Source organism: Streptomyces regalis (assembly GCF_001509475.1).
GTDB classification, from domain to species: Bacteria; Actinomycetota; Actinomycetes; order Streptomycetales; family Streptomycetaceae; genus Streptomyces; species Streptomyces regalis.
In genome coordinates this window covers 1-23258 of the sequence record NZ_LLZG01000265.1, presented here as the reverse complement: position 1 = coordinate 23258, position 23258 = coordinate 1, and the positions used below count along the sequence as shown (strand labels likewise).

General features: G+C 68.5%; 18 protein-coding genes and 2 tRNA genes. 3 read left to right on the top strand and 17 right to left on the bottom strand.

The genetic code is table 11. From position 1 onward, the window contains the following. Window positions 1–23 precede the first annotated feature (23 nt). From rodA to ADL12_RS25235, 9 genes are all read right to left on the bottom strand, one after another. A complete protein-coding gene (rodA, locus tag ADL12_RS25275; protein WP_062705453.1) occupies window positions 24–1223 on the bottom strand; it encodes a rod shape-determining protein RodA in 1200 nt (399 codons plus the stop codon). Beyond that, complete coding sequence (gene mrdA, locus ADL12_RS25270) at window positions 1220–3481, bottom strand: penicillin-binding protein 2 (protein ID WP_062705446.1); 2262 nt, start codon at window positions 3479–3481, stop codon at window positions 1220–1222. Before mrdA ends, rodA begins: the two co-directional genes overlap by 4 nt. A 128-nt stretch (window positions 3482–3609) precedes the next feature. Continuing rightward, window positions 3610–4302 (bottom strand): rod shape-determining protein MreD, encoded by a 693-nt coding sequence (gene mreD, locus ADL12_RS25265; protein WP_062705444.1) that lies wholly within the window; start codon window positions 4300–4302, stop codon window positions 3610–3612. A gap of 13 nt (window positions 4303–4315) precedes the next feature. After that, window positions 4316–5269: a rod shape-determining protein MreC gene (gene mreC, locus ADL12_RS25260; RefSeq protein WP_062705442.1), complete on the bottom strand. Its 954-nt coding sequence runs from the start codon at window positions 5267–5269 to the stop codon at window positions 4316–4318. Between the two features lie 217 nt (window positions 5270–5486). Beyond that, the gene (locus ADL12_RS25255; protein ID WP_062705440.1) at window positions 5487–6506 is read right to left on the bottom strand and encodes a rod shape-determining protein; all 1020 of its coding nucleotides are present in this window, start codon (window positions 6504–6506) and stop codon (window positions 5487–5489) included. A gap of 265 nt (window positions 6507–6771) precedes the next feature. Beyond that, window positions 6772–7185: a nucleoside-diphosphate kinase gene (gene ndk, locus ADL12_RS25250; protein WP_004001296.1), complete on the bottom strand. Its 414-nt coding sequence runs from the start codon at window positions 7183–7185 to the stop codon at window positions 6772–6774. Window positions 7186–7300: 115 nt separating this feature from the next. Next, on the bottom strand, window positions 7301–7657 hold the full coding sequence (locus ADL12_RS25245) for a DUF4233 domain-containing protein (RefSeq protein WP_062705438.1): 357 nt from the start codon (window positions 7655–7657) through the stop codon (window positions 7301–7303). Between the two features lie 9 nt (window positions 7658–7666). Beyond that, window positions 7667–9169, bottom strand: a complete 1503-nt coding sequence (gene folC / locus ADL12_RS25240; protein ID WP_062705436.1) for a bifunctional tetrahydrofolate synthase/dihydrofolate synthase — start codon at window positions 9167–9169, stop codon at window positions 7667–7669. Window positions 9170–9365: 196 nt separating this feature from the next. Beyond that, on the bottom strand, window positions 9366–12017 hold the full coding sequence (locus ADL12_RS25235) for a valine--tRNA ligase (protein ID WP_062705435.1): 2652 nt from the start codon (window positions 12015–12017) through the stop codon (window positions 9366–9368). Between the two features lie 136 nt (window positions 12018–12153). Here ADL12_RS25235 and ADL12_RS25230 point away from each other — a divergent pair, with 136 nt between their 5' ends. Beyond that, complete coding sequence (locus ADL12_RS25230; RefSeq protein WP_062705433.1) at window positions 12154–13122, top strand: hypothetical protein; 969 nt, start codon at window positions 12154–12156, stop codon at window positions 13120–13122. A 71-nt stretch (window positions 13123–13193) separates the two neighbouring features. Here ADL12_RS25230 and clpX read toward each other — a convergent pair whose 3' ends face one another. From clpX to ADL12_RS25205, 5 genes are all read right to left on the bottom strand, one after another. Beyond that, window positions 13194–14477 (bottom strand): ATP-dependent Clp protease ATP-binding subunit ClpX, encoded by a 1284-nt coding sequence (gene clpX, locus ADL12_RS25225; protein WP_062705431.1) that lies wholly within the window; start codon window positions 14475–14477, stop codon window positions 13194–13196. Between the two features lie 180 nt (window positions 14478–14657). Next, on the bottom strand, window positions 14658–15338 hold the full coding sequence (locus ADL12_RS25220) for an ATP-dependent Clp protease proteolytic subunit (protein ID WP_055623850.1): 681 nt from the start codon (window positions 15336–15338) through the stop codon (window positions 14658–14660). Window positions 15339–15387: 49 nt separating this feature from the next. Next, entirely contained in the window at window positions 15388–15993 is a 606-nt protein-coding gene (locus ADL12_RS25215) for an ATP-dependent Clp protease proteolytic subunit (RefSeq protein ID WP_062705518.1), read from the bottom strand. Between the two features lie 363 nt (window positions 15994–16356). Continuing rightward, window positions 16357–17751, bottom strand: coding sequence for a trigger factor (tig, locus tag ADL12_RS25210; protein WP_062705429.1), 1395 nt, complete (start codon window positions 17749–17751; stop codon window positions 16357–16359). Between the two features lie 210 nt (window positions 17752–17961). Next, a tRNA-Pro gene (locus ADL12_RS25205) sits at window positions 17962–18038 on the bottom strand. Window positions 18039–18202: 164 nt separating this feature from the next. Here ADL12_RS25205 and ADL12_RS25200 point away from each other — a divergent pair. Beyond that, window positions 18203–18273: transfer RNA gene (locus ADL12_RS25200), tRNA-Gly, on the top strand. Window positions 18274–18376: 103 nt separating this feature from the next. Here ADL12_RS25200 and ADL12_RS25195 read toward each other — a convergent pair. Beyond that, window positions 18377–20521 carry a protein kinase domain-containing protein gene (locus ADL12_RS25195; protein ID WP_062705427.1) on the bottom strand — a complete coding sequence of 715 codons (2145 nt, stop codon included), beginning with the start codon at window positions 20519–20521 and terminating at the stop codon, window positions 18377–18379. Between the two features lie 79 nt (window positions 20522–20600). Next, window positions 20601–20795 (bottom strand): hypothetical protein, encoded by a 195-nt coding sequence (locus ADL12_RS25190; RefSeq protein ID WP_062705425.1) that lies wholly within the window; start codon window positions 20793–20795, stop codon window positions 20601–20603. Between the two features lie 539 nt (window positions 20796–21334). On the opposite strand from ADL12_RS25190, the gene ADL12_RS25185 reads away from it, so the two are divergent. Further along, the gene (locus tag ADL12_RS25185; protein WP_062705423.1) at window positions 21335–22552 is read left to right on the top strand and encodes an acyltransferase family protein; all 1218 of its coding nucleotides are present in this window, start codon (window positions 21335–21337) and stop codon (window positions 22550–22552) included. 49 nt (window positions 22553–22601) lie between these two features. On the opposite strand, the gene ADL12_RS25180 is transcribed toward ADL12_RS25185, so the two are convergent. Next, on the bottom strand, window positions 22602–23066 hold the full coding sequence (locus tag ADL12_RS25180) for an HD domain-containing protein (RefSeq protein WP_062705420.1): 465 nt from the start codon (window positions 23064–23066) through the stop codon (window positions 22602–22604). Window positions 23067–23258: the final 192 nt, after the last annotated feature.

Genomic DNA, 23258 nt, shown 5'->3' with positions numbered 1-23258 from the left:
CAACCGGCCCCACCGCCGGAGGCCTACGCAGACATCGGACGCTGCACCCGGATCGACTGCAGCAACCCCACCGCCACCCACACCGCGAACATCGACGAGCCTCCGTACGACACGAACGGCAGCGGCAGACCGGTCACCGGCATGATCCCCAGGGTCATCCCGATGTTCTCGAACGCCTGGAAGGCGAACCACGCCACGATCCCCGCCGCGACGATCGTCCCGTACAGCTCGGTCGTCTCGCGCGCGATACGGCAGGCCCGCCACAGGATCACGCCGAGGAGCAGGATGATCAGCCCGCCGCCGACGAAGCCCAACTCCTCCCCCGCCACCGTGAAGACGAAGTCGGTCTGCTGCTCCGGCACGAACTGGCCGGTCGTCTGCGAACCGTGGAACAGCCCGGAGCCCGTCAGCCCGCCCGAACCGATCGCGATGCGCGCCTGGTTGGTGTTGTAGCCGACGCCCGCGGGGTCGAGGCTGGGGTTCGCGAAGGCCGCGAAACGGGCGATCTGGTAGTCGTCCAGAACGCCCAGCTGCCAGACCGCGATGGCGCCCATCGTCCCCGCGCCGATCAGCCCGAAGACCCATCGATTGGAGGCCCCGGACGCGAGCAGCACGCCCAGCACGATCACCACCATCACCATGACCGACCCGAGGTCGGGCATGAGCATCACGATCAGCATCGGTACGGCGGCCAGGCCCAGCGCCTGCACCACCGTGCGGTGGTCCGGGTACTGCCTGTCCCCCGCGTCCACTCTCGTCGCCAGCAGCATCGCCATGCCCAGGATGATCGTGACCTTCACGAACTCCGAGGGCTGCAGGGAGAAGCCGCCGGGGAGCTTGATCCAGGAGTGGGCGCCGTTGATCGTGGAGCCGAGCGGGGTGAGCACCAGCAGGATCAGGAAGACCGACAGGCCGTACAGGATCGGCACCGCCGTGCGCAGGGTGCGGTGCCCCAGCCAGACCGTGCCGACCATCAGGACGAGGCCGATGCCGGTGTTCAGCAGATGCCGGACCAGGAAGTAGTACGGGTCGCCCTGGTTGAGCTCGGTGCGGTTACGGGTCGCCGAGTAGACGAGGAGTGTGCCGAGGAGCGACAGGGCCAACGCCGCCAGCAGTATCGGCCAGTCGAGCCTTCGGGCGAGCGAGTCGCGGGCGAACAGGCGGGTCCAGCCCGCCCGTTCGGGCCCGTACCCGGAGACCTGGAAGCTGTTGACGCCGGTCATGTGAGCACCCTCCGGCTTCCCCGCCTGCGGCTCCTGCCTCGCCTGCGCCGGGTGTCCCGGTTCTCGGCCGTCGGCGTCGCGACCGTCCCGGCGAGCTGCTGCTCGTCCGGCGCGGCCTTGTTCTCCTGGCTGGCCCGCTGCTCCTTCGCCGGGTCCTTGCCGACCTTGGGCGAGGTGATGGTCCCGTCCGTCCGGACCTTCGGCAGGCTCTTCTGCGGCGTCGGCAGCAGCGCGTTCTTCTTGTTGATCGTGCCGTCGTCGGAGACGCCGTACAGCGCGTCGTAGATGTTGCGCACGGCCGGACCCGACGCTCCGGAACCCGTACCACCCTGGGAGATCGTCATGACGACCGTGTAGTCCTTGGTGTACGTCGCGAACCACGAGGTCGTCTGCTTGCCGTAGACCTCCGCGGTACCGGTCTTGGCGTGCATCGGGATCTTGTCCTGCGGCCAGCCGACATCGGCGAACCGCCAGGCGGCGGTACCGCGGGTGGCGACGCCGGCGAGAGCGTCGTCCATCGCGGCCAGCGTCTGCCGGCTTATGGGCAGCCTGCCGTGCGACTTGGGCGCGATCTCCTGGACGGTCTTGCCGTCGGCGCTGACGATCGCCTTGCCGACGGTGGGGTCGTACAGGGTGCCGCCGTTGGAGATGGCTCCGTAGATGGTGGCCATCTGGATGGGGGTGACGAGGGTGTCGCCCTGTCCGATGGAGTAGTTGACGGAGTCACCGGCGCGCATCCGGTTGCCTTCGAGGCAGTTCTCGTAGGCGATCTGCTCGGCGTACGAGCCGCCCTTCTTGCCGTACTTGCACCAGGCGTCCTTGTTGGCCTTCCAGTAGTCCTGCTTCCACTGGCGGTCGGGGATGCGGCCGGTGACCTCGTTGGGGAGGTCGATGCCGGTCTCCGCGCCGAGGCCGAACTGGTGGGCAGTCTTGTAGAACCAGTCGCCCGCATTCTTCTTCGGCTTGGTGCCGCCGTCACGCTTCCACTCCTCGTGCGAGAGGCGGTAGAAGACGGTGTCGCAGGAGACCTCCAGGGCGCGGCCGAGGCTGATCGGGCCGTACCCCTTGGACTCGAAGTTCTTGAAGACCTGGCCGCCGATCGAGTACGAGCTGGAGCATTGGTACGGGCCGTCGAAGGAGTAGCCCGCGTTGACCGCGGCGGCCGTGGGGACGACCTTGAAGATGGAGCCGGGCGCCGACTGGCCCTGGATCGCGCGGTTGAGCAGCGGGTAGTTGGAGGCTTTGCCGGTGAGCTTCTTGTAGTCCTTGGCGGAGATGCCGCCCACCCAGGCGTTCGGGTCGTAGGTCGGGTTGGACGCCATGGCGACGATGCGGCCGGTCTTGGCCTCCATCACGACGACAGCGCCCGAGTCGGCCTTGTACTTCTCGCCCGTGTTGCGGTCCCACGCGTCGCGGGCCTTCTTCATCGCGTCGTTCAGCTCGTACTCGGCAACCCGCTGCACGCGGGCGTCGATGCTCGTGACGAGGTTGGAGCCGGCCTGCGCGGCATCGGCCTCGGCCTGGCCGATGACCCGGCCGAGGTTGTCGACCTCGTAGCGGGTGACGCCGGCCTTGCCGCGCAGCTCCTTGTCGTACTCGCGCTCCAGGCCCGAGCGGCCGACCTGGTCGGAGCGCAGGTAGGGCGAGTCGGTGTCCTTGGCCTGCTGGAGTTCCTCGTCGGTGACCGGGGAGAGATAGCCGAGGACCTGGGCGGTGTTGGCCTCGCCGGGGCTCGGGTAGCGGCGCAGGGCCTGCGGCTCGGCGGTGATACCGGGGAAGTCCTCGGCACGCTCACGGATCTGCAGGGCCTGCTTGGGCGTGGCCTCGTCGGTGATGGGGATCGGCTGGTACGGCGAGCCGTTCCAGCACGGCTGCGGTGTCTCGGCGTCGCAGAGCCGGACCTTCCCCATGACCTCCTTGGGCGTCATGCCCAGCACACCGGCCAGCTTGGTGAGGACGGCCTTGCCGTCGTCCTCCATCTTCAGCAGGTCGGTGCGGGAGGCGGAGACCACGAGCCGTGTCTCGTTGTCGGCGAGCGGCACGCCGCGCGCGTCCAGGATCGAGCCGCGGACGGCGGGCTGGACGACCTGCTGGACGTGGTTGCCGGACGCCTCCTTGGCGTAGGCGTCGCCCTCGCGGATCTGCAGGTACCACAGGCGCCCGCCGAGGGTGCCGAGGAGGGAGAGGACGAGGACTTGGATGACGACGAGCCGGATCTGGACGCGTGGCGTCCGGCCGGTCTCGGGGATGTTGGTCACTGCGGCTGCCTCCCCCTCTCAGTGCGAGTGCCGGTGCGGATACGACTGTGTGTGTACGAGTGAGGAACGTAGGGCCCGCGGGGCCGGGTTCCACCTGGGCTCACTCGTTCCGGTGAACTCCGCTGCCCTCACAGCCGCTTGACCCCCTTGATGCGCCCGGCGCGCGCCGTCCGCGCCTTCCCGGCCTTCACCTTCAGTCCGCTCTTCACCCCGCCAAGGCCGCCGCGCTGGCCGCCGATGCGCAGGCCGGTGCCGCCGGAGAGCCAGCCGGAGGAGATGCTGGGCTTCTTCGCCTGGGAGTTGGTCTCGGCGAGCGGGTCGTTCTCGGCGCGCCGGGCCAGTGCCATGATGCCGGGCACCACGAACGGCGCCAGCAGCAGGTCGTACAGCGCGGCCGTGAACAGCAGGCTGCCGAGCCCGACATGGCGGGCGGCGGTGTCACCGACGAGGGCGCCGACGAGGGCGTACAGCAAGGTCGATCCGATCGCGGCGACGACCACGACCGCCATCGGCCCGGTGGCCGACTTGAGCCGGCCGCTCTCCGGCTTGACCAGGCCGGCGAGGTAGCCGATCACGCACAGCACCAGCGCATAGCGGCCGGCGGCGTGGTCGGCGGGCGGGGCGAGGTCGGCGAGCAGGCCGGCGCCGAAGCCGACGAGGGCGCCGCCGACATGGCCGTAGACCATGGCGAGGCCCAGGACGGTGAGGAGCAGCAGGTCGGGGACGGCGCCCGGGAGGTGGAGGCGGGCGAGGACGCTCACCTGGACCACCAGGGCGACGACGACCAGGGCGGAGGAGAGCAGGATCCGGTTGACGCGCATGTGGCTTCAGCTCCTACTGCTCTTGCTCGTACTGGTACTGGCCGTCGGCCGGGGGCGCGCCGGACGGCGTGACGGTCACCGTCACGGTAGGCGTGGGGGTCGGCTCGGGCTTGTCGGGGAGCACCGTGTCGCGTGGGTCCTTCGCGGGGGCCTGGACGACGACGCCGACGATGTCGAGCTTGCTGAAGGCGACGTACGGCGTGACGTACAGGGTGCGGGTCAGGTTGCCGCCGGACGGGTCGACCCGGGCGACGACGCCGACCGGGACGCCGGGCACGAAGGGCTTGTCGGCCTGGGAGCCGAAGGTGACGAGGCGGTCGCCCTTCTTCACCTCGGCCTTGCCGTTGAGGAGTTCGACCCGCAGCGGTCGGTCGCCCTGGCCGGAGGCGAAGCCGAGCTCGTCGCTGGCCTCCATGCGGGTGCCGACGGTGAAGTCGGGGTCGTTGGCGAGGAGCACGGTCGCGGTGTTCGGGCCCACGGTGGTGACCCGCCCGACCAGCCCGTCCCCGTTCAGGACCGTCATGTCCCGCTTGATGCCGTCGTTCGCTCCGGCGTCGATGGTGATCGTCCAGGAGAAGCCCTGGGCCGCTCCTATGGCGATGACCTCGGCGCCCTTGATGCCGTACTGGCCCTGGCCCGCGATCTTCAGCATCTTGTCCAGCTGCCGCAGCCGGCTGCGGTCGCGGTCGTCGCTGCCGAGCTTCGCCTTGAGGGCGGCGTTCTCCTGCTCCAGCCGGGCGAGCCGGTCGTGGCGCTCGCCGGAGTCGCGGACCGCGGCGACCGCGTTGCCGACCGGGTCGACCGCCGCGGACACGCCGTTCTCGATCGGGCCGAAAACCGTGGCGGCGGCGGACCTGGCGCCGTCGACAGGGGAATCCTCACCGCCGCGGATGTCCACCGTGATCAGCGCGAACGCGATGGCGACCAGCAGCACCAGGAGCAGCCGGCTCTCTCGTGTGTCCCTCACGTGCGGCGGCCGTGCCCTTCCTCATAGGAATTGCGGAAACCCCCGGGAAACCCGAAGGGTTCTGTATACGGAGTTTGTCTGCGGAGCTTGTCTGCAGAGGTTGTATGCAGAGCTTGTATGCGGAGGTTTCGAGGCTCTTCGGGGAGCTTATGCCTCCATATCAACGATCCGCCGTACGAGAGGAGATCATCCCGTACGGCGGAATCGAAGAGTTACGTCATCTGCGCGGCTGGGCGTCCAGCACCTGCTGCAACGCCTCGAACTCCTCGACGCACTTGCCGGAGCCGAGCGCCACGCTGTCCAGCGGGTCCTCGGCGATGTGGATCGGCATGCCGGTCTCGCGGCGCAGGCGCTCGTCGAGGCCGCGCAGCAGGGCGCCGCCGCCGGTCAGAACGATTCCTCGGTCCATGATGTCGCCGGACAGCTCCGGCGGGCACTTGTCGAGGGTCGTCTTCACGGCGTCGACGATCGCGTTGACCGGCTCCTCGATCGCCTTGCGTACTTCCGCCGCGGAGATGACGACGGTCTTCGGCAGCCCGGAGACGAGATCCCGGCCGCGGATTTCGGTGTGCTCGTCGGAGTCGAGGTCGTACGCCGAACCGACCGTGATCTTGATCTGCTCGGCCGTCCGCTCACCCAACAGGAGGGAGTACTCCTTCTTGATGTGCTGGATGATCGCGTTGTCCAGTTCGTCGCCGGCGACGCGGATGGACTGGGCGGTGACGATGCCGCCGAGGGAGATGACCGCGACCTCCGTGGTGCCGCCGCCGATGTCGACCACCATGTTGCCCGTGGCCTCGTGGACCGGCAGGCCGGAGCCGATGGCCGCGGCCATCGGCTCCTCGATGATGTGCACCTGGCGGGCGCCGGCCTGGGACGACGCCTCGATGACGGCGCGGCGCTCGACGCCCGTGATCCCCGAGGGCACACAGACGACGACCCGCGGACGAGCCAGATACCGCCGCTTGTGGATCTTCAGGATGAAGTAGCGGAGCATCCGCTCGGTGATCTCGAAGTCGGCGATCACACCGTCCTTCAGCGGACGTACGGCAACGATGTTGCCGGGCGTGCGCCCGATCATCTTCTTCGCTTCGGCACCGACCGCGAGGATTCCACCGGTGTTGGTGTTGATCGCGACGACGGACGGCTCGTTGAGTACGATCCCGCGACCCCTGACGTACACCAGCGTGTTGGCGGTCCCGAGGTCGACAGCCATGTCACGGCCGATGAACGACATTGAGTTCCCCATCAGGATTCGTCTGGCCTTCCTGGGAGCTTTTGATGGCTTTTCAGGTCGGCGAAGTGGGTGCTGTGACGTGAAGGCTTCTATCGTAGACGCGCCTTCGCGAACACTGCGGGAGGGTCTTCGCCATTGTCAGCAGATGGCGAGTCGTCCCGCTTGTGGAGACGGGCCATCGGGGGCACTCGTTCCCTCGATCGCCGCGCATATGCACTCGGGTGTGGAGACTTCGGTCCCCACACCCTTTCAGCCGCCGCAGACGCTACGCGCGGCCCGGAAAGAAGATCTTCACCTCGCGCTCGGCGGACTCCTCGGAGTCGGAGGCGTGGATGAGGTTCTCGCGGACGATCACACCGTAGTCACCGCGGATGGAGCCCGGCGCGGCGGCGATCGGGTCGGTCGGTCCGGCGAGCTGGCGCAGCCCCTCGATGACCCGCTCACCCTCGACGATCAGGGCGACGACCGGGCCCGAGGCCATGAACTCCACCAGCGGCTCGTAGAAGGGCTTGCCCTTGTGCTCGCCGTAGTGCTGCTCCAGCGTCTCCTGGTCCAGCGTGCGCAGCTCCAGCGCGGTGATCTGCCAGCCGGCCTTGCGCTCGATACGGCTGATGATCTCGCCGGTCAGGCCTCGACGGACGGCGTCGGGCTTGAGGAGGACGAGGGTGCGCTGGGTCACGGGAGGGCTCCTTCTTACTGCCGGTAGTGCGGTGGGATGAGGTTACAGGGCTGAGCTGGGCGTCCGTTACGGAGTGTCAGCTTGAGCGAGTGCCGTCCCTGGAGCTCTCTTGTGCTCAAGCGCCGGACGGGCTGGTTTTGTCACCCTGCGCCGCGAATCGCGCCTTCGCCTCGTCGACCTTCCTGCCGAAGTGCACCGACGCCCACCACAGCGCCGCGAAGATCACGCCCAGGATGAACATCGTCGGGACGATGAAGCCGGAGGCGATCAGGGCGATCTGCAGAGCCCAGCCGAGGGCCACGCCGCCGGGGCGGGTCACCAGGCCGCACAGCAGCACGCACAGGAACATCGCAATGCCGCTGACCGTCCACACCGTCGACATGGACAGGTCGGGATCCTTCATGGCGACCAGACCGGCGAAACCGATGACGAAGAACTCGCCGATCAGGGTCGAGGAACAGAGCGTACGCATCTTCCGGACTCAGCCCTTCCCCAGCAGCAGCCGGGCCTCGCCGACCGTGATGACGGACCCGGTGACGAGCACACCGCCGCCCGCGAACTCGCCCTCTTCCTCGGCCAGCGTGATCGCGGCCTCCAGGGCGTCCGGCAGCCGCGGCTCGACCTGCACGCGCTCGTCGCCGAACACCTCGACGGCGATGGCGGCGAGTTCGTCGGCGTCCATCGCACGGTGCGAGGAGTTCTGCGTGACGACGACCTCGGCGAAGATCGGCTCGAAGGCCTCCAGCAGCCCGCGCACGTTCTTGTCGCCGCTCGCGCCCACGACCCCGATCAGCCGACTGAAGTCGAAGGCCTCCCCGACCGCTTCGGCGGTGACGCGCGCACCGGCCGGGTTGTGGGCCGCGTCGAGCACGACGGTGGGCGAGCGCCGTACGACCTCCATCCGCCCCGGCGAGGCGACGGCGGCGAAGGCCTTGCGGACGGTGTCGATGTCGAGCGGCTCGGCCCGAGCGGCGCCGACACCGAAGAACGCCTCCACGGCGGCGAGGGCGACGGCGGCGTTGTGCGCCTGGTGCGCGCCGTGCAACGGCAGATACACCTCGGGGTACTCACCGCCCAGCCCACGCAGGGTGGCCAACTGCCCGCCGACGGCGACCTGCCGCGACACCACCCCGAACTCGAGCCCCTCCCGGGCCACGGTCGCGTCGACCTCCACGGCCTTCTTCAGCAGCACCTGCGCCGCGTCCACCGGCTGCTGGGCCATGATCACGGTGGCGTCCTGCTTGATGATGCCGGCCTTCTCGCCCGCGATCTCGCCCGGAGTGGCACCGAGGCGGTCGGTGTGGTCGAGGTCTATGGGCGTCACGACGGCGACATCACCGTCAATGACATTCGTCGCATCCCAGGACCCGCCCATCCCCACTTCCACGACGGCGACATCGACGGGCGCGTCGGCGAAGGCGGCGTACGCCATGCCCGTGAGCACCTCGAAGAAGGACAGGCGGTACTCCTGCGAGGCGTCGACCATCTCGATGTACGGCTTGATGTCGTGGTACGTCTCGATAAAGCGCTCGGCGGAGATCGCGGCGCCGTCCAGGCTGATCCGCTCGGTGATCGACTGGACGTGCGGCGAGGTGTAACGCCCCGTGCGCAGCTCGAAGGCGCCGAGGAGGGCCTCGATCATGCGGGCGGTCGACGTCTTGCCGTTGGTGCCGGTGATGTGGATCGAGGGGTACGACCGCTGCGGCTCGCCCAACAGGTCCATGAGCGCGGCGATCCGGGTGACGGACGGCTCCAGCTTGGTCTCGCCCCAGCGGGTGGCGAGTTCCGCCTCGACCTCGCGCAGCGCCTTGTCGACCTCGGGGTCTTCGGGGCGCGCGGGCACGTCTGCGCTGGGCGGGCCGCCCTGGGTGCGCAGGGTGCGGCTGCCGGCCTCGATGACCGCGAGGTCGGGGTCGCGGTCGGTCTCGGCCGCGATGATCTCTTCGAAGGGGTCGAGGGGGTCGGGCTCGTTCTGGTCGCTCACGGGGCCAGTCTACGGAGGGGGACTGACAGTGCGCCCAAGGAGTGGGGTGCGTGGTGTTGTCCGGCGGGTGCGGGTGCGTTGTGGCTGGTCGCGCCCACGCGGCGGAGCCGCATATCGACACAGCCCCGCGCCCCTGGGGACGTCAAGGCCCCCGGCGCTTACCCAGCACCGGGGGCCTTCATAGCCGTACAAACGCCTACGCCTGCGGCAGCCGCTCCAGCTGCGCAGCAATCCGCGCGATGTCCTCCTCGGCCTTCGCCAGGCGTCCGCGGATCTTCTCCACCACCTGGTCCGGCGCCTTCGCCAGGAACGCCTCGTTGCCGAGCTTGGCCGTGGCCTGGGCCTTCTCCTTCTCGGCCGCCGCCAGGTCCTTCGCGAGGCGCTTGCGCTCGGCCGCGACGTCGATCGCGCCCGAGAGGTCCAGCGCGACCTCCGCGCCCGCCACCGGCAGCGTCGCCGTGGCCGTGAACGCGTCGCCCTCCGGCTGGAGGCGCAGCAGCTGGCGGATGGCCGGCTCGTGCGGGGCGAGTGCCGTGCCGTCGAGGGTCAGGCGGGCCGGGACGCGCTGGCCCGGCTGCAGCCCCTGGTCGGCGCGGAAGCGGCGGACCTCGGTGATGACCTGCTGCAGAACGGCGATCTCCTGCTCGGCCCCCGCGTCACGGAAGCCGCCCGGTGCGTCAGCGCCAGGAACAGACACAGCCTTCGGCCACTCGGCGATGACCACCGACTCGCCACCCGTGAGCGTGGTCCACAGCGTCTCCGTGACGAACGGGACCACCGGGTGCAGCAGCTTCAGCGTGACGTCCAGGACCTCGCCGAGGACGCGCTTGGAGACCTCCGCGGCCTCGCCGCCCGCGGCGAACGTCGTCTTCGACAGCTCGACGTACCAGTCGAAGACCTCGTCCCACGCGAAGTGGAAGAGCGCGTCGGACAGCTTGGCGAACTGGAAGTCGTCGTAGAACGCGTCGACTTCGGCGACGACGGAGTTCAGGCGGGAGAGGATCCAGCGGTCCGTCGACGACATCGCCGACGGCTCCGGCAGCGGGCCCTCCACCGTCGCGCCGTTCATCAGCGCGAAGCGCGTGGCGTTCCAGATCTTGTTGGCGAAGTTCCGCGAGCCCTGGACCCAGTCCTCGCCGATCGGGACGTCCACGCCCGGGTTGGCGCCGCGGGCGAGCGTGAAGCGGAGCGCGTCGCTGCCGTACTTGTCCATCCAGTCCAGCGGGTTGACCGCGTTGCCGAAGGACTTCGACATCTTCTTGCCGAACTGGTCGCGGACCATGCCGTGCAGGGCGATGGTGTGGAACGGCGGGGTGCCGTCCATCGCGTACAGGCCGAACATCATCATCCGGGCGACCCAGAAGAAGAGGATGTCGTAGCCGGTGACCAGGACGGAGTTCGGGTAGAACTTCGCGAGCGACTCGGTCTGTTCGGGCCAGCCGAGCGTGGAGAACGGCCACAGGCCGGAGGAGAACCAGGTGTCGAGGACGTCGGTGTCCTGACGCCAGCCCTCACCGCTCGGCGGCTCCTCGTCGGGACCGACGCAGACGACCTCACCCTCCGGGCCGTACCAGACCGGAATCCGGTGACCCCACCACAACTGCCGCGAAATACACCAGTCGTGGAGGTTGTCGACCCAGTCGAAGTACCGCTTCTCCATCTCCTGCGGATGGATCTTGACCTTACCCTCGCGGACCGCGTCGCCGGCCGCCTGCGCCAGCGGGCCGACCTTGACCCACCACTGCATGGACAGACGCGGCTCGATGGTCGTCTTGCAGCGCGAGCAGTGGCCGACCGAGTGGACGTACGGCCGCTTCTCCGCGACGATCCGGCCCTCGGCGCGCAGCGCGCCGACGATGGCCGAGCGGGCCTCCAGGCGGTCCAGGCCCTGGAAGGGACCGTGGGCCGTGATGACCGCGTGCTCGTCCATGATGGTCAGGGACGGCAGGTCGTGGCGCTGGCCGATCTCGAAGTCGTTCGGGTCGTGCGCCGGGGTGACCTTGACGGCCCCGGTGCCGAACTCGGGGTCGACGTGCTCGTCGGCGACGACGGGGATACGGCGGCCGGTGAGCGGCAGCTCGATGTCACGGCCGACGAGGTGGCGGTACCGCTCGTCCTCCGGGTGGACGGCGACCGCGGTGTCACCGAGCATCGTCTCGGCGCGGGTCGTCGCCACGACGATGGAGTCGTCGCCGTCGCCGTACCGGATGGAGACGAGCTCGCCGTCGTCGTCCTGGTACTCCACCTCGATGTCCGAGATGGCGGTCAGACAGCGCGGGCACCAGTTGATGATGCGCTCGGCGCGGTAGATCAGCTCGTCGTCGTAGAGCCGCTTGAAGATGGTCTGGACGGCCTGGGACAGCCCCTCGTCCATGGTGAAGCGCTCACGGGACCACGCGACGCCGTCGCCGAGCCGCCGCATCTGGCCGCTGATCTGCCCCCCCGACTCGCCCTTCCACTGCCAGACGCGCTCGACGAACGCCTCACGGCCCAGGTCGTGCCGGGACTTGCCCTCCTTGCCGAGCTCGCGCTCGACGACGTTCTGCGTGGCGATGCCGGCGTGGTCCATGCCGGGCTGCCACAGCGTCTCGTAACCCTGCATGCGCTTACGGCGCGTGAGGGCGTCGATGAGGGTGTGCTCGAAGGCGTGCCCGAGGTGCAGGCTGCCCGTGACGTTCGGCGGCGGGATGACGATGGTGTACGGCGGCTTGTCGCTCTTCTCGTCCGCCTCGAAGTAACCCCGCTCCACCCAGCGCTCGTACAGCGGCCCCTCTACATCGGCCGGCGCGTACTGGGTCGGCAGTTCGGTGTCGGGCGCTGGTGGCTGCTGCTGAGCGTTCTCGGTCACCCGCCCAGTTTAGAGGTGTCCCGGGCGTGTCCCGAAACGCGTTTGTTCTGTAACGGTGGGCACCCCGATGCCATGCCTGCGCTGTGATTGCGCCAGGATGTCGTGAACATATAAGCATCTGGAGGGGAACCCAGAAATGAGTTACAACCAGCCGGGCCCGTACGGCGGGCAGCCCCAGCAGCCCGGTCCGTACGGCCAGCCCGGCCCGTACGGCCAGCAGCCCCAGGCGCCCCAGCCCGGCTACGGCTACCCTCAGCAGGCTCCTCCGGCCCAGCCCCAGCCCGGCTACGGCTACCCGCAGCAGGCCCCGGGCGTCCCGCCCCAGCAGCCGAACCAGTACGGCCAGCAGCCCCCGTACGGACAGGCCCCGTACGGGATGCCGCAGCCGCCGGCGCCGGGTGGCGGCAACAAGAAGACCGGCCTGATCATCGGCGCGGTCGCCGTTGTGGCCGCGATCGCCGTCGGGGCGTACTTCGTACTCGGCGGCGGAGGTGGCGGAGCGGGCAACCTCGAGGACGACGGGGCGCACAAGCTGGCTACGCCGCAGAAGCTGCTCAGCGACTACACGCGGATGAGCAAAGAGGGCGACACGTCCAGCAGCGACTCGACGGAGGAGCTGGAGAAGAGCGGCGTCAAGAACGGCACCAGCGTGTTCGGTGTCTACTCGACCGCGGACCTTTCGAGTTACGACCCCAGCGACCCGAACAGCACCACGCCCGATCTGGCCGAGTTGGCGAAGGCCAAGGGCATCTCGTACGCGGGCGCCTACGGCGAGATCGCAGACCCGGAGAAGGCTCTGGACGCGTTCTTCGCGAACTTCAAGAAGTCCGCCGAGGAGAGCTCCTCCTCCAGCAGCAGCGCCGGCAAGACCGAACTGGTCGGCGAGCCCGAGGCGGCCGACCTCGACGGCGCGGTCATGAAGTGCCAGTCGACCAAGGGCCAGGACCTGATGACCAAGCAGGAGAGGACCAACTGGTTCTGCGCCTGGGCCGACTACAGCACCATCGCCCTCGTGTCGCCGAGTGACGCCACGACGGGCATCGCCAAGGACGTGGCGATCGACATCACCACGAAGGTGCGCGCGGAGGTCCGCGTCAAGGCCTGACGCCGCACGCGTCCACAGCGCAAAGGGCCCCGGTCGGACGACCGGGGCCCCTTCGTACGTCTGCGGTGCGGCTACGCCGACTTCTGCTCGCCCGGTCCGCGGCGCGCATCCCGCGGAATCAGCGTCGGGTTCACGTTCGAGTGAACGACGTCTGCCGTGATGACGACCCGGGCGACGTCCTTGCGGGACGGCACCTCGTACATCACCGACATCAGGACCTCCTCCATGATGGCGCGCAGGCCGCGCGCGCCCGTCTGGCGGAGGATGGCCTGGTCGGCGATGGCCTCCAGGGCCTCGCGTTCGAAGTCGAGTTCCACGCCGTCGAGTTCGAAGAGGCGCTGGTACTGCTTCACCAGCGCGTTGCGGGGCTCGACGAGGATCTGAAGCAGGGCTTCCCGGTCCAGGTTGTGCACGCTCGTGATGACGGGGAGACGGCCGATGAACTCCGGGATCATGCCGAACTTGACCAGGTCCTCGGGCATGACGTCCTCGAACTGGTCCTTGGCCTCCAGCTCGCGCTTGGAGCGGATCGTCGCGCCGAAGCCGATGCCCTTGGCGCCGGCCCGGGACTCGATGATCTTCTCCAGGCCGGCGAACGCGCCGCCCACGATGAACAGGACGTTCGTCGTGTCGATCTGGATGAACTCCTGGTGCGGGTGCTTGCGGCCGCCCTGGGGCGGGACCGAGGCCGTCGTGCCTTCCAGGATCTTCAGCAGGGCCTGCTGGACGCCCTCGCCGCTCACGTCCCGGGTGATCGACGGATTTTCACTCTTCCGCGCGACCTTGTCGATCTCGTCGATGTAGATGATCCCGGTCTCGGCCTTCTTGACGTCGTAGTCGGCCGCCTGGATCAGCTTCAGCAGGATGTTCTCGACGTCCTCGCCGACGTAACCCGCCTCCGTCAGCGCCGTCGCGTCGGCGATGGCGAACGGGACGTTCAGCATCCGCGCCAGGGTCTGGGCGAGCAGCGTCTTGCCGGAGCCCGTGGGGCCCAGCAGCAGGATGTTGGACTTCGCCAACTCGATGGCGTCCTCGCGGCTTTGACCGCCGCCGTTCTCGCCGGCCTGGACGCGCTTGTAGTGGTTGTAGACGGCGACGGAGAGAGCCTTCTTGGCTGGTTCCTGGCCGACCACGTAGCCCTCGAGGAACTCGTAGATCTCGCGCGGCTTGGGCAGTTCCTCCCAGCGGACCTCACTGGTCTCCGCGAGCTCTTCCTCGATGATCTCGTTGCAGAGATCGATGCACTCGTCGCAGATGTACACACCAGGGCCTGCGATGAGCTTCTTGACCTGCTTCTGGCTCTTGCCACAGAACGAGCACTTGAGCAGATCGCCGCCGTCACCGATGCGTGCCACGGTGTGCTTCCCCTTCGCCTGGGAGACGACTGGACGTTTTCGAATCCAGCGGCTCCTGGTGCTGCCTTATGTCGACGGTACCTTGCCTGGCCCCCCGTTCGGGCCCCCCTTGGCGCGGTTCACTTTGACGTGCACCATTCCAAACCGTGCCAAGGGGCAGCAGACACTACCGGGTCCGCGTCAGCGAACGTCGGCGTTGTTCATCTTCCGGGTGGAGATGATCTGGTCGATCAGCCCGTACGACAGCGCGTCCTCGGCCGTGAGGATCTTGTCGCGCTCGATGTCCTCGCGGATCTTCTCGATCGGCGTGGTGGAGTGCTTGGCCAGCATCTCCTCCAGCTGCGCGCGCATCCGCAGGATCTCGTTGGCGGCGATCTCCAGGTCGGAGACCTGACCGCGGCCGGTCTCGCTGTAGGGCTGGTGGATCAGCACACGGGCGTTCGGCAGCGCCATGCGCTTGCCGGGCGTACCGGCGGCCAGCAGGATGGCGGCGGCGGAGGCCGCCTGGCCCATGCAGACCGTCTGGATGTCCGGCTTCACGAACTGCATCGTGTCGTAGATGGCCGTGAGCGCGGTGAAGGAGCCGCCCGGGCTGTTGATGTAGACCGAGATGTCCCGGTCGGGGTCCATCGACTCCAGGCACAGCAGCTGCGCCATGACGTCGTTCGCGGAGGCGTCGTCGATCTGCACGCCGAGGAAGATCACGCGCTCCTCGAAGAGCTTCGCGTACGGGTCGTACTCGCGGATGCCCTGCGAGGTGCGCTCGACGAAGCGGGGGATCACATACCGGGACTCGGCCCGCGGGCCGGTGTACTCGGCCTCGGTGCGGGCGTAGAGGCCGCTGCCGGGGAAGTCGTTCACTGTCTGTCTCCTAGGGGCTTAGGCGGTCGGCTGAGGGGCTCTACGGGGCTCAGGCCCCGGTGCCGCCGCCGCCCGGCATACCGGCGGCCGTGGCGATCACGTCGTCGATGAGGCCGTAGTCCTTGGCCTCGAAGGCGTCGAACCAGCGGTCACGGTCCGAGTCCCGGGTGATCTGCTCGATCGTCTGGCCCGTGTGCTGCGAGGTGAGCTCGGCCATGCGCTTCTTGGTGTGCAGCAGCCGCTCGGCGTGGATCTTGATGTCCGAGGCGGAGCCGGCCAGGCCCGCGGAGGGCTGGTGGATCAGGATCTCGGCGTTCGGCAGCGCGAAGCGCTTGCCCGGCGTGCCCGCGCTGAGCAGGAACTGTCCCATCGAGGCGGCGAGGCCCATGGCGATCGTCACCACGTCGTTCTTGATGTACTGCATGGTGTCGTAGATCGCCATGCCGGCCGTGATCGAGCCGCCGGGGCTGTTGATGTAGAGGTAGATGTCCTTGTCCGGGTCGGCGGCAAGGAGCAGCAGCTGTGCGGTGATCTTGTTCGCGATGTCGTCGTCGACCGGCTGGCCGAGGAAGATGATCCGCTCGTTGAGCAGCCGGTTGTAGACATGGTCGCCGAGGCCACCGCCGATGGAAGGCTCGCCGGCGGCGGAGGGCATCAGATTCGTCACGTATCCACCTGCTCGTCTTACGACGGCGCCGGGCCGTCTTACGTGTTCTGCGGGCAACGGGGGCTCCCCTGCCCTCATATTCATGGACCCTAACGCGGTGGCCCTGCGCTGCAATCCCGGTTCTGCGGGTGTTCGCTGTCAGCGCATGCACTCCGCCGGGTGGGGCGGATTTCTCGCCGTAGCTCCGCTGGTCAGTGGGTGAGCGCGGGTTGCGTGTGGTTGCTCGCGCCCACGCGGCGGAGCCGCACATCGACACAGCCCCGCGCCCCTTCAGGGGGCGTACGGCAACGGGCCCCGAAACGCTCGCCGCGTTTCGGGGCCCGTCATACGTCCATCAGGCGTGCCGTGGGCTCAGCCCTCGGTCTTCTCCTCGCCGGCCTCGTCGGCGGTGCCCTCGGCGGCCTCCACCGTCTCGGTGGCCTGCTCGACCTCGTCCTCGTCGTCCAGGTCGATGACCTCGCCGTTGGTGTCCTTGACCGTGGCCTTCTCGACCACGACGGCCAGGGCCTTGCCGCGGGCGACCTCGCCGACCAGGAGCGGAACCTGGCCGCCCTCGACGACCGCCTGGGCGAACTGGTCGGGGGACATGCCGGAGGAAGCCGCGCGGCGCATGAGGTGCTCGGTGAGCTCCTCCTGGTTGACGTTCAGCTTCTCCTGCTTGACGAGCTCGTCGAGGACGAACTGCGTCTTGATGCCCTTGACCGCGGCTTCCTTGGTCTCGGCGTCGAACTCCTCGACCGTCTTGCCCTGGATCTCGAGGTACTTCTCGAGGTCGAGACCCATCTGGCCGAGCTGGTGGTGCTCGAGGTTGTGCTTACGGGTGTTGATCTCGTCCTCGAGCAGCTTCTCGGGGACGGGCACCTCGACGAGGTCCAGCAGCTTCTCCAGGACGCGCTCCTGGGCCTGCGTGGCCTGGTCGTACTGCTTCATGTTCTCGAGGCGCTTGCGGCTGTCCGCCTTGAGCTCGTCGAGGGTGTCGAACTCGGAGGCGAGCTGCGCGAAGTCGTCGTCCAGCTCGGGCAGTTCGCGCGCGGCGACCTGGGTGACCTTGACGGTGACCTCGGCCTCCTTGCCGGCCGCCGAGCCGCCCTTGAGCTCGGAGGTGAAGGTGGCCTCGCCACCGGCCTCCAGGCCCTTCACGGCGTCGTCGATGCCGTCCAGCAGCTCGCCGGAGCCGATGGTGTAGGAGACGCCCTCGGCGACGCCGTCCTCCAGGACCTCGCCGTCGACCTTGGCCTGCAGGTCGATCGTGACGACGTCGCCGTCCTCGGCGGCACGCTCGACCGGGGAGGTCGACGCGAAGCGCTCGCGGAGGTCGGAGACGGCCTTCTCGACGTCCTCCTCGCTGACCTCGACGGCGTCGACCTCGACCTCGATGCCGGAGTAGTCCGGGATCTCGATGGCCGGACGGACGTCGACCTCGGCGGTGAAGTTCAGCGTCTCGCCGTCCTTCAGCTCGGTGATGTCGACCTCGGGCTGGCCGAGGACGTCGATCTCGGCCTCGTTGACCGCTTCGGTGTAGAACTTCGGAAGCGCGTCGTTGACCGCCTCCTCCAGGACCGCACCGCGGCCGAACCGCTGGTCGATGACGCGCGCCGGGATCTTGCCCTTCCGGAAGCCCTTCACCGTGACCTGCTGGTTGATCTTCTTGTACGCCGCGTCGAGGCTGTCCTTGAGCTCCTCGAAGGGCACCTCGACAGTGAGCCGAACCCGAGTCGGGTTCAGGGTCTCCACGGCGCTCTTCACGGTTCGGTCTCCTTGTGGCTGACTTCTTGGGTTCTGCCGGAGCCAGACTGGTCCGGCGGATTTCGCCGCCCGGAGGACTTCGTGACTTCATACAGAGAGACACACGGGCGTGCAGCTTGCATAGTAACGGCAGCGGCGACACGTCCCAAAGGCGATCAATGGACGCGATCACCCGAGGTCGTCGCGCGTGTGGCCGGTGTGGACCGGTCGTGGTCGGGGTGGCGGGATTTGAACCCACGGCCTTCCGCTCCCAAAGCGGACGCGCTACCAAGCTGCGCCACACCCCGTGCTGGTGCGACACGTAGGGTACATGCCCGCAGGCAGTGGGGCCGCCGCATTTCGCCGAGCCGGTCGCTGGGCCGACCGTGTGGCAATGGAGTGTGCGTCGAGGGGGCTTGACCCGCTACGATGCCTGCAGTGCCGCGGTCACCTGACCTGCGGCGCGTCCTGTGCGGGCGTAGCTCAATGGTAGAGCCCTAGTCTTCCAAACTAGCTACGCGGGTTCGATTCCCGTCGCCCGCTCTGTACGGCTCAGGGCCAGGTCAGAGGGTTTCCCCCCGACCTGGCCCTGATCGTTTCCCTGACCGATCATCTGACGATTCCCTGACCGTTTCCAGGGGCGGGTTCACAGGTCGCGTACGTCCACGGTGTAGACGGAGCGTCTGCCGTACGCCACGTAGAGGGCGTCGCCGACGAGGACGGGTGGCGCGTTGACGTAGCTGGGAGTGTCGAGGAGGGTGCCGTCGTCGCGGCCCGGGCTGGTCGCGACGACCTTGCCGGTGCGCAGGTCGATGGCGGCGAGGCGACCGCTGGGGGACGCCAGGTACAGACGGGTGCCGGAAGCGGTCGGGCGGCTCGACCTCTCCACCGTGGAGTCGGTCTTCCAGAGCTGGCGTCCCGTGCTCGGGTCGACCGCCCGGACGCTGCCGCCTTCGAGGATGAAGTACAGGGTGCGGTCCACCAGGTGGACGGATGCTTCCTCGGGCTGGGCCGGGGAGAGCCGTACGGTCGTCAGGACGTGTGACTTGGCGTTGATCAGGGTCACCGTGCGGTGGTTGCCGGTCCAACCGACCAGCACGAGGCGTCCGTCCGTCTGTCCGACGAGGTCCAGATCGCCCCCCTTCGCCTTCACGGTCCAGCTGGGCCGTCCGGTGGTCGGGGCGAGTTGCGTGACGCTCGTGCCGGTGATGTCGCTTCCGGTGTAGAGCGTGCAGATCAGGTACGCGTGCCCGGCTGCGCCGCGCAGCATGCAGGGCTGCTCGTCCGGGTCGGGCAGCGGGCGCTTCCAGCGGACCTTGCCGTCGTCGGCGCCGAGCAGGGCGTAGTACTGCGACTCGTCGCCGTACGTGGCGACGACGCCGGCGGGTATGGCGATGGAGTCAGTGCCCGGCTCCGAGGCCGCCGGGCCGTCGCCGGTGACGGTCTTCCAGATCACCTTGCCGCTCTCGGCTTCGAGCGCCTGAACCGTGTAGCGGGTCAGGCTCATCCCGTCATGGCCGATGGGACGGTCGTCGGCGCCGTAGACGTACACACGGCCGCTGTGGGCGGCGATGATCGTGCCCCCGGTGCTGGCGCCGAGGTCGTCCGCCGTCTCGTCGATGGGCCGGGCCCAGGTGTTGCGGCCGTCGGCGAGGGCGAAGCGGGTCGCCATGACGTCGTCGCCGGCACACACCAGGGACCGGCCGGTGGCAGCGCAGCGGTTGAACGGGTTGCTGGGGCCCACCGGCTCCTTGTCGACGCTCGGGTCCTTCGACGACTTGTGCCAGGCCTGCCAGCCGGTCGGCAGGTCGCCCGGGGCGGTTTCGTCACCCCCTGTGACGGCGACAGTGGTCGCGGTGACGGCAGTGAGGAGTGCGGCGCCCAGTGCGGTGGCCAGCCACAGGCGCCTGCGGCGCTTCGGCCGGCGTACTGGACGGGTCTCCTCGGCCGCAGGCGTGGGCAATGGCCTCGGCTCGGGGACGTGGCCGTCGCGCAGCAACAGCAGCAACTCGTCCGGCGTCGGTCGGGACTTGGGGTGCTTTTCCAGGCACAGGCGGATGAAGGGGAGCAACTCGGGCGGGACGTCGTCGAGTTCCGCGTCACCGTCGACGACGCGTACGGCCGTCTCGTAGGGGCTCGGGCTGTCGAACGGGCCATGGCCGGTGGCGGCGTACGCGACGACCGAGCCGAGAGAGAAGACGTCGGCGGCCGGGCCCACGTCCTGGGGGGAGGAGAACTGTTCCGGGGACATGTAGGGCGGGGTGCCCATCACGCGGCCGGTCTGGGTGAGGACCTCCTGGGCCGCGAACTCGGTGGCGCGGGAGATGCCGAAGTCGATGACGCGAGGGCCGTCCTCGGCGAGCATCACATTGGCCGGTTTCAGATCACGGTGGACCATTCCGGCGCGGTGGATGTCCCGCAGGGCCTCGGCCAGACCGGCGGCGAGTTCACGCACCTTCGGCAGCGGCAGGGGGCCATGGCGGCGGACGTGGGTGCCGAGGTCCTCGCCCGGGATGTAGAGCGTGGCCATCCAGGGGCGCGGCGCGTCGGCGTCCGCGTCCACGACGGGGGCCGTGAAGGCGCCGCTGACCTGGCGGGCGGCGGCAACCTCACGGCGGAAGCGGGTGCGGAACTCGTCGTCGTCGGCGTACTGCGCGTGGACGACCTTGAGGGCGAGGCGCCGTCCGGAGGCGGAGCGGGCGAGGTAGACCACACCCATGCCACCGGAGCCGAGGCGGTCCTCGATCCGGTAGCCGCCCACCTCCGGCGGGTCGGTCTCGCGCAGCGCCATTCCGTACGTTCCCCCGTTCCGTACCGTTCGACGATCACGAACGAGGGTATCCGTCCCCTTCCGGGGCGCCCCACGGACCCTAGAACTGGATGGAGTTGATCGTCTCGGCTATCGAGTTGAGGAACCGCTGGATGTCGTCGGCCATGCCGGTCGAGGCAAGGAAGAAGCCGAACAGTACGGCGACGACGGCGGGGCCGGCCTTCAGGGATCCGCCACGGATCAACACCACCAAAATGATCGCCAACAGCACCACCACTGACAGCGAAATGGCCACAACAGATCACACCCTCGGTCGGTCCGCTCTCCCGGCCCGGGGATGCACCCCGCGCACCCCCGCCAGAACCATCGTGCCACCAACCGGGCCTCGCTATGCGGCACGTGACGTTTCGTTCGCCACACCTGTGCCGGATCTGTGCGGACCCTCCGCCCGCAGCGACCTCTCCCGTTGTGCCCGTACAGCATTCCGACGGGACACCCGCGCAGGGAATTCGGCGGGATCGTTTCCATCGGCACACAACGTGTTCGCGGGTATTTCGAATTCTGCGCACTCCGATCATTCCACCGGAGTCAGCTCCTGCACCTATGCACCGCTTAGTCCGGATGAATCCGGACAAGACGGGTGACCAACAGGCAGCCAGCGGGTGCATGTTCGTCATACACGCGTGGTCGAGCCCAATAACCAGGAATGACCTGGCGGGTTTTACGAAATCACACAGACAACGCTAGGGTGCCTCAGATGTTCCACGCTGCCTCGTCCCCCGCATGCGCAGCAAGGTCCTGGATCGCCTCCCCCGACATCCGGCGGGAGGGTCTGTGACGGACTCGCTGCGACCGCACGGCCACAACAGAGCGCCACTCCCCCCGGCCCAGTCGCCGGCGGACGGAGTGCCGAGTCCGCGCTCGCCGCAGAACCAGAAGGCTCAGAACCAGAAGGCTCAGGCGAGCAACAGACCAGCGTCCAGCGATGCCAAGCAGCGCGACGCGTTCTTCGACAATGCCAAGTACCTGGCGATCGTGCTCGTCGCCATAGGACACGCCTGGGAGCCGATCAAGGGCGACAGCCGGATCCTTGAGGCCGTGTACACCGTCGTGTACACCTTCCACATGCCGGCGTTCATCATCATCTCCGGCTTCTTCTCGCGCAGTTTCGACGCCAGCCCCAGCCGGATGAAGCGGCTGATCACCGGCGTCGCCGTGCCGTACATCGTCTTCGAAACGGCGTATCCGCTCTTCAAGCGCTGGATCGACGAGGACCCGGGCCAGGACATCAGTCTCCTGGACCCGTGGTACCTGACGTGGTTCCTGTGCGCGCTGTTCATCTGGCGGATGACCACCCCCATCTGGAAGATGGTGCGCTGGCCGCTGCCGATCGCGCTCGGCCTCGCCATGGCGGCGACGGTCGCCCCGGAGATCGGCGACGACCTGGATCTGCAGCGGGTGCTGCAGTTCCTGCCGTACTTCGTGCTGGGTCTGATCATGAAGCCCGAGCACTTCCACATGGTGCGCACGCGCACGGTGCGGATCCTGTCCGTGCCGGTGGGTGCGGTGGCGCTGGCCTTCGGCTGGTGGGCGGTGCCGCGTATGAACACCGCGTGGTTCTACCACCGTGACGCCGCGCAGGAGCTGCACGCGCCGTGGTGGAGCGGGCCGGTCATGGTGCTGGCGATGTTCGGCTGCTCGCTGCTGCTGACGGCCTGCTTCTTCGCGTGGGTGCCGCGCCGCCACATGTGGTTCACGGCGCTCGGTGCGGGGACGCTGTACGGCTATCTGCTGCACGGCTTCTTCGTGAAGGCCGGGGACTACCAGGGCTGGTTCGACCACGCCTGGCTGCAGCGGCCGCTCGGCGAGATCTTCGTCACCGTCTGCGCGGCTGTCGGTGTCACGCTGCTGTGCACCAAGCCGGTGCAGCGGGTGTTCCGGTTCGCGATGGAGCCCAAGATGGACTGGGCGTTCAAGCGGGACGCGGCGCAGCTGGCCCGTGAGCGTGAGAAGCGTGAGGGCGTGGCCCAGCGCGAGAAGGTCAACGCCTGAGCAGAGGGTCAACGCCTGAGCCGACTGGGAGCGTTCCCCTCGCGGGACGTCACTCGCCTACCAGACCGAGAAGTGCGCGCATCCGTGCGTACTTCTCGGTCAGTCGTTTACGGGTGGCCTCGTCGAGGGCCGCGAGGCGTGCCGGGTTCGCGTTGTGCGCCAGGTCCGCCTGCTTCACCAGGAGCGCGCCGTCAGTGGTGAGGATGCGGGCGGCGTAGGTCTCGGGCGGCTCTCCGGGACGCTTGGTGAGGGCCAGCACGATGTCCTTCGTGCGACGGCTCAGCGCGGCTTCTTCCAGCCAGTGGTCGGTCAGTGCGGCGTCCTCCACGGCGTCGTGCAGCCAGGCTGCGGCGATTTGGTCGTTGTCGCCGCCGCGTGCGTGTACGCCTTCGGCGACGGCCTGGAGGTGTTCGGTGTACGGGCGTCCGGCTTTGTCGGTCTGGGTGGCGTGGGCGGCGCGGGCGATGGCCTCCACGGCTGTGAGGGACAGGGGGGTTCGGTCGGTTTCGGTCACCCGTCCAGTGTCTCGCCCCCGCCGCCCCTACCCGTCCCATCCCCAGGGGCTGCCGCCCCTTCGACCCCGCCCTGGGGGCCTGCTGCCCCCAGGCCCCCGCTTCGGCCCTGAACGGGCCTCGTCCTCAAACGCCGGACGGGCTGAAATGCACGGACCGGCGCTGAGAAGCGACGGCCGGTGCGGGAGGCGAAA

Bases quoted from the DNA above. Each gene is read 5' to 3' on its own strand.
- rodA (WP_062705453.1), bottom strand. From the start codon at position 1,223: ATGACCGGCGTCAACAGCTTCCAGGTCTCCGGGTACGGGCCCGAACGG.
- mreD (WP_062705444.1), bottom strand. From the start codon at position 4,302: ATGCGCGTCAACCGGATCCTGCTCTCCTCCGCCCTGGTCGTCGTCGCC.
- ADL12_RS25255 (WP_062705440.1), bottom strand. From the start codon at position 6,506: ATGTCGTTCATCGGCCGTGACATGGCTGTCGACCTCGGGACCGCCAAC.
- ADL12_RS25245 (WP_062705438.1), bottom strand. From the start codon at position 7,657: ATGCGTACGCTCTGTTCCTCGACCCTGATCGGCGAGTTCTTCGTCATC.
- ADL12_RS25230 (WP_062705433.1), top strand. From the start codon at position 12,154: ATGAGTTACAACCAGCCGGGCCCGTACGGCGGGCAGCCCCAGCAGCCC.
- ADL12_RS25215 (WP_062705518.1), bottom strand. From the start codon at position 15,993: ATGCCCTCCGCCGCCGGCGAGCCTTCCATCGGCGGTGGCCTCGGCGAC.
- ADL12_RS25195 (WP_062705427.1), bottom strand. From the start codon at position 20,521: ATGGCGCTGCGCGAGACCGACCCGCCGGAGGTGGGCGGCTACCGGATC.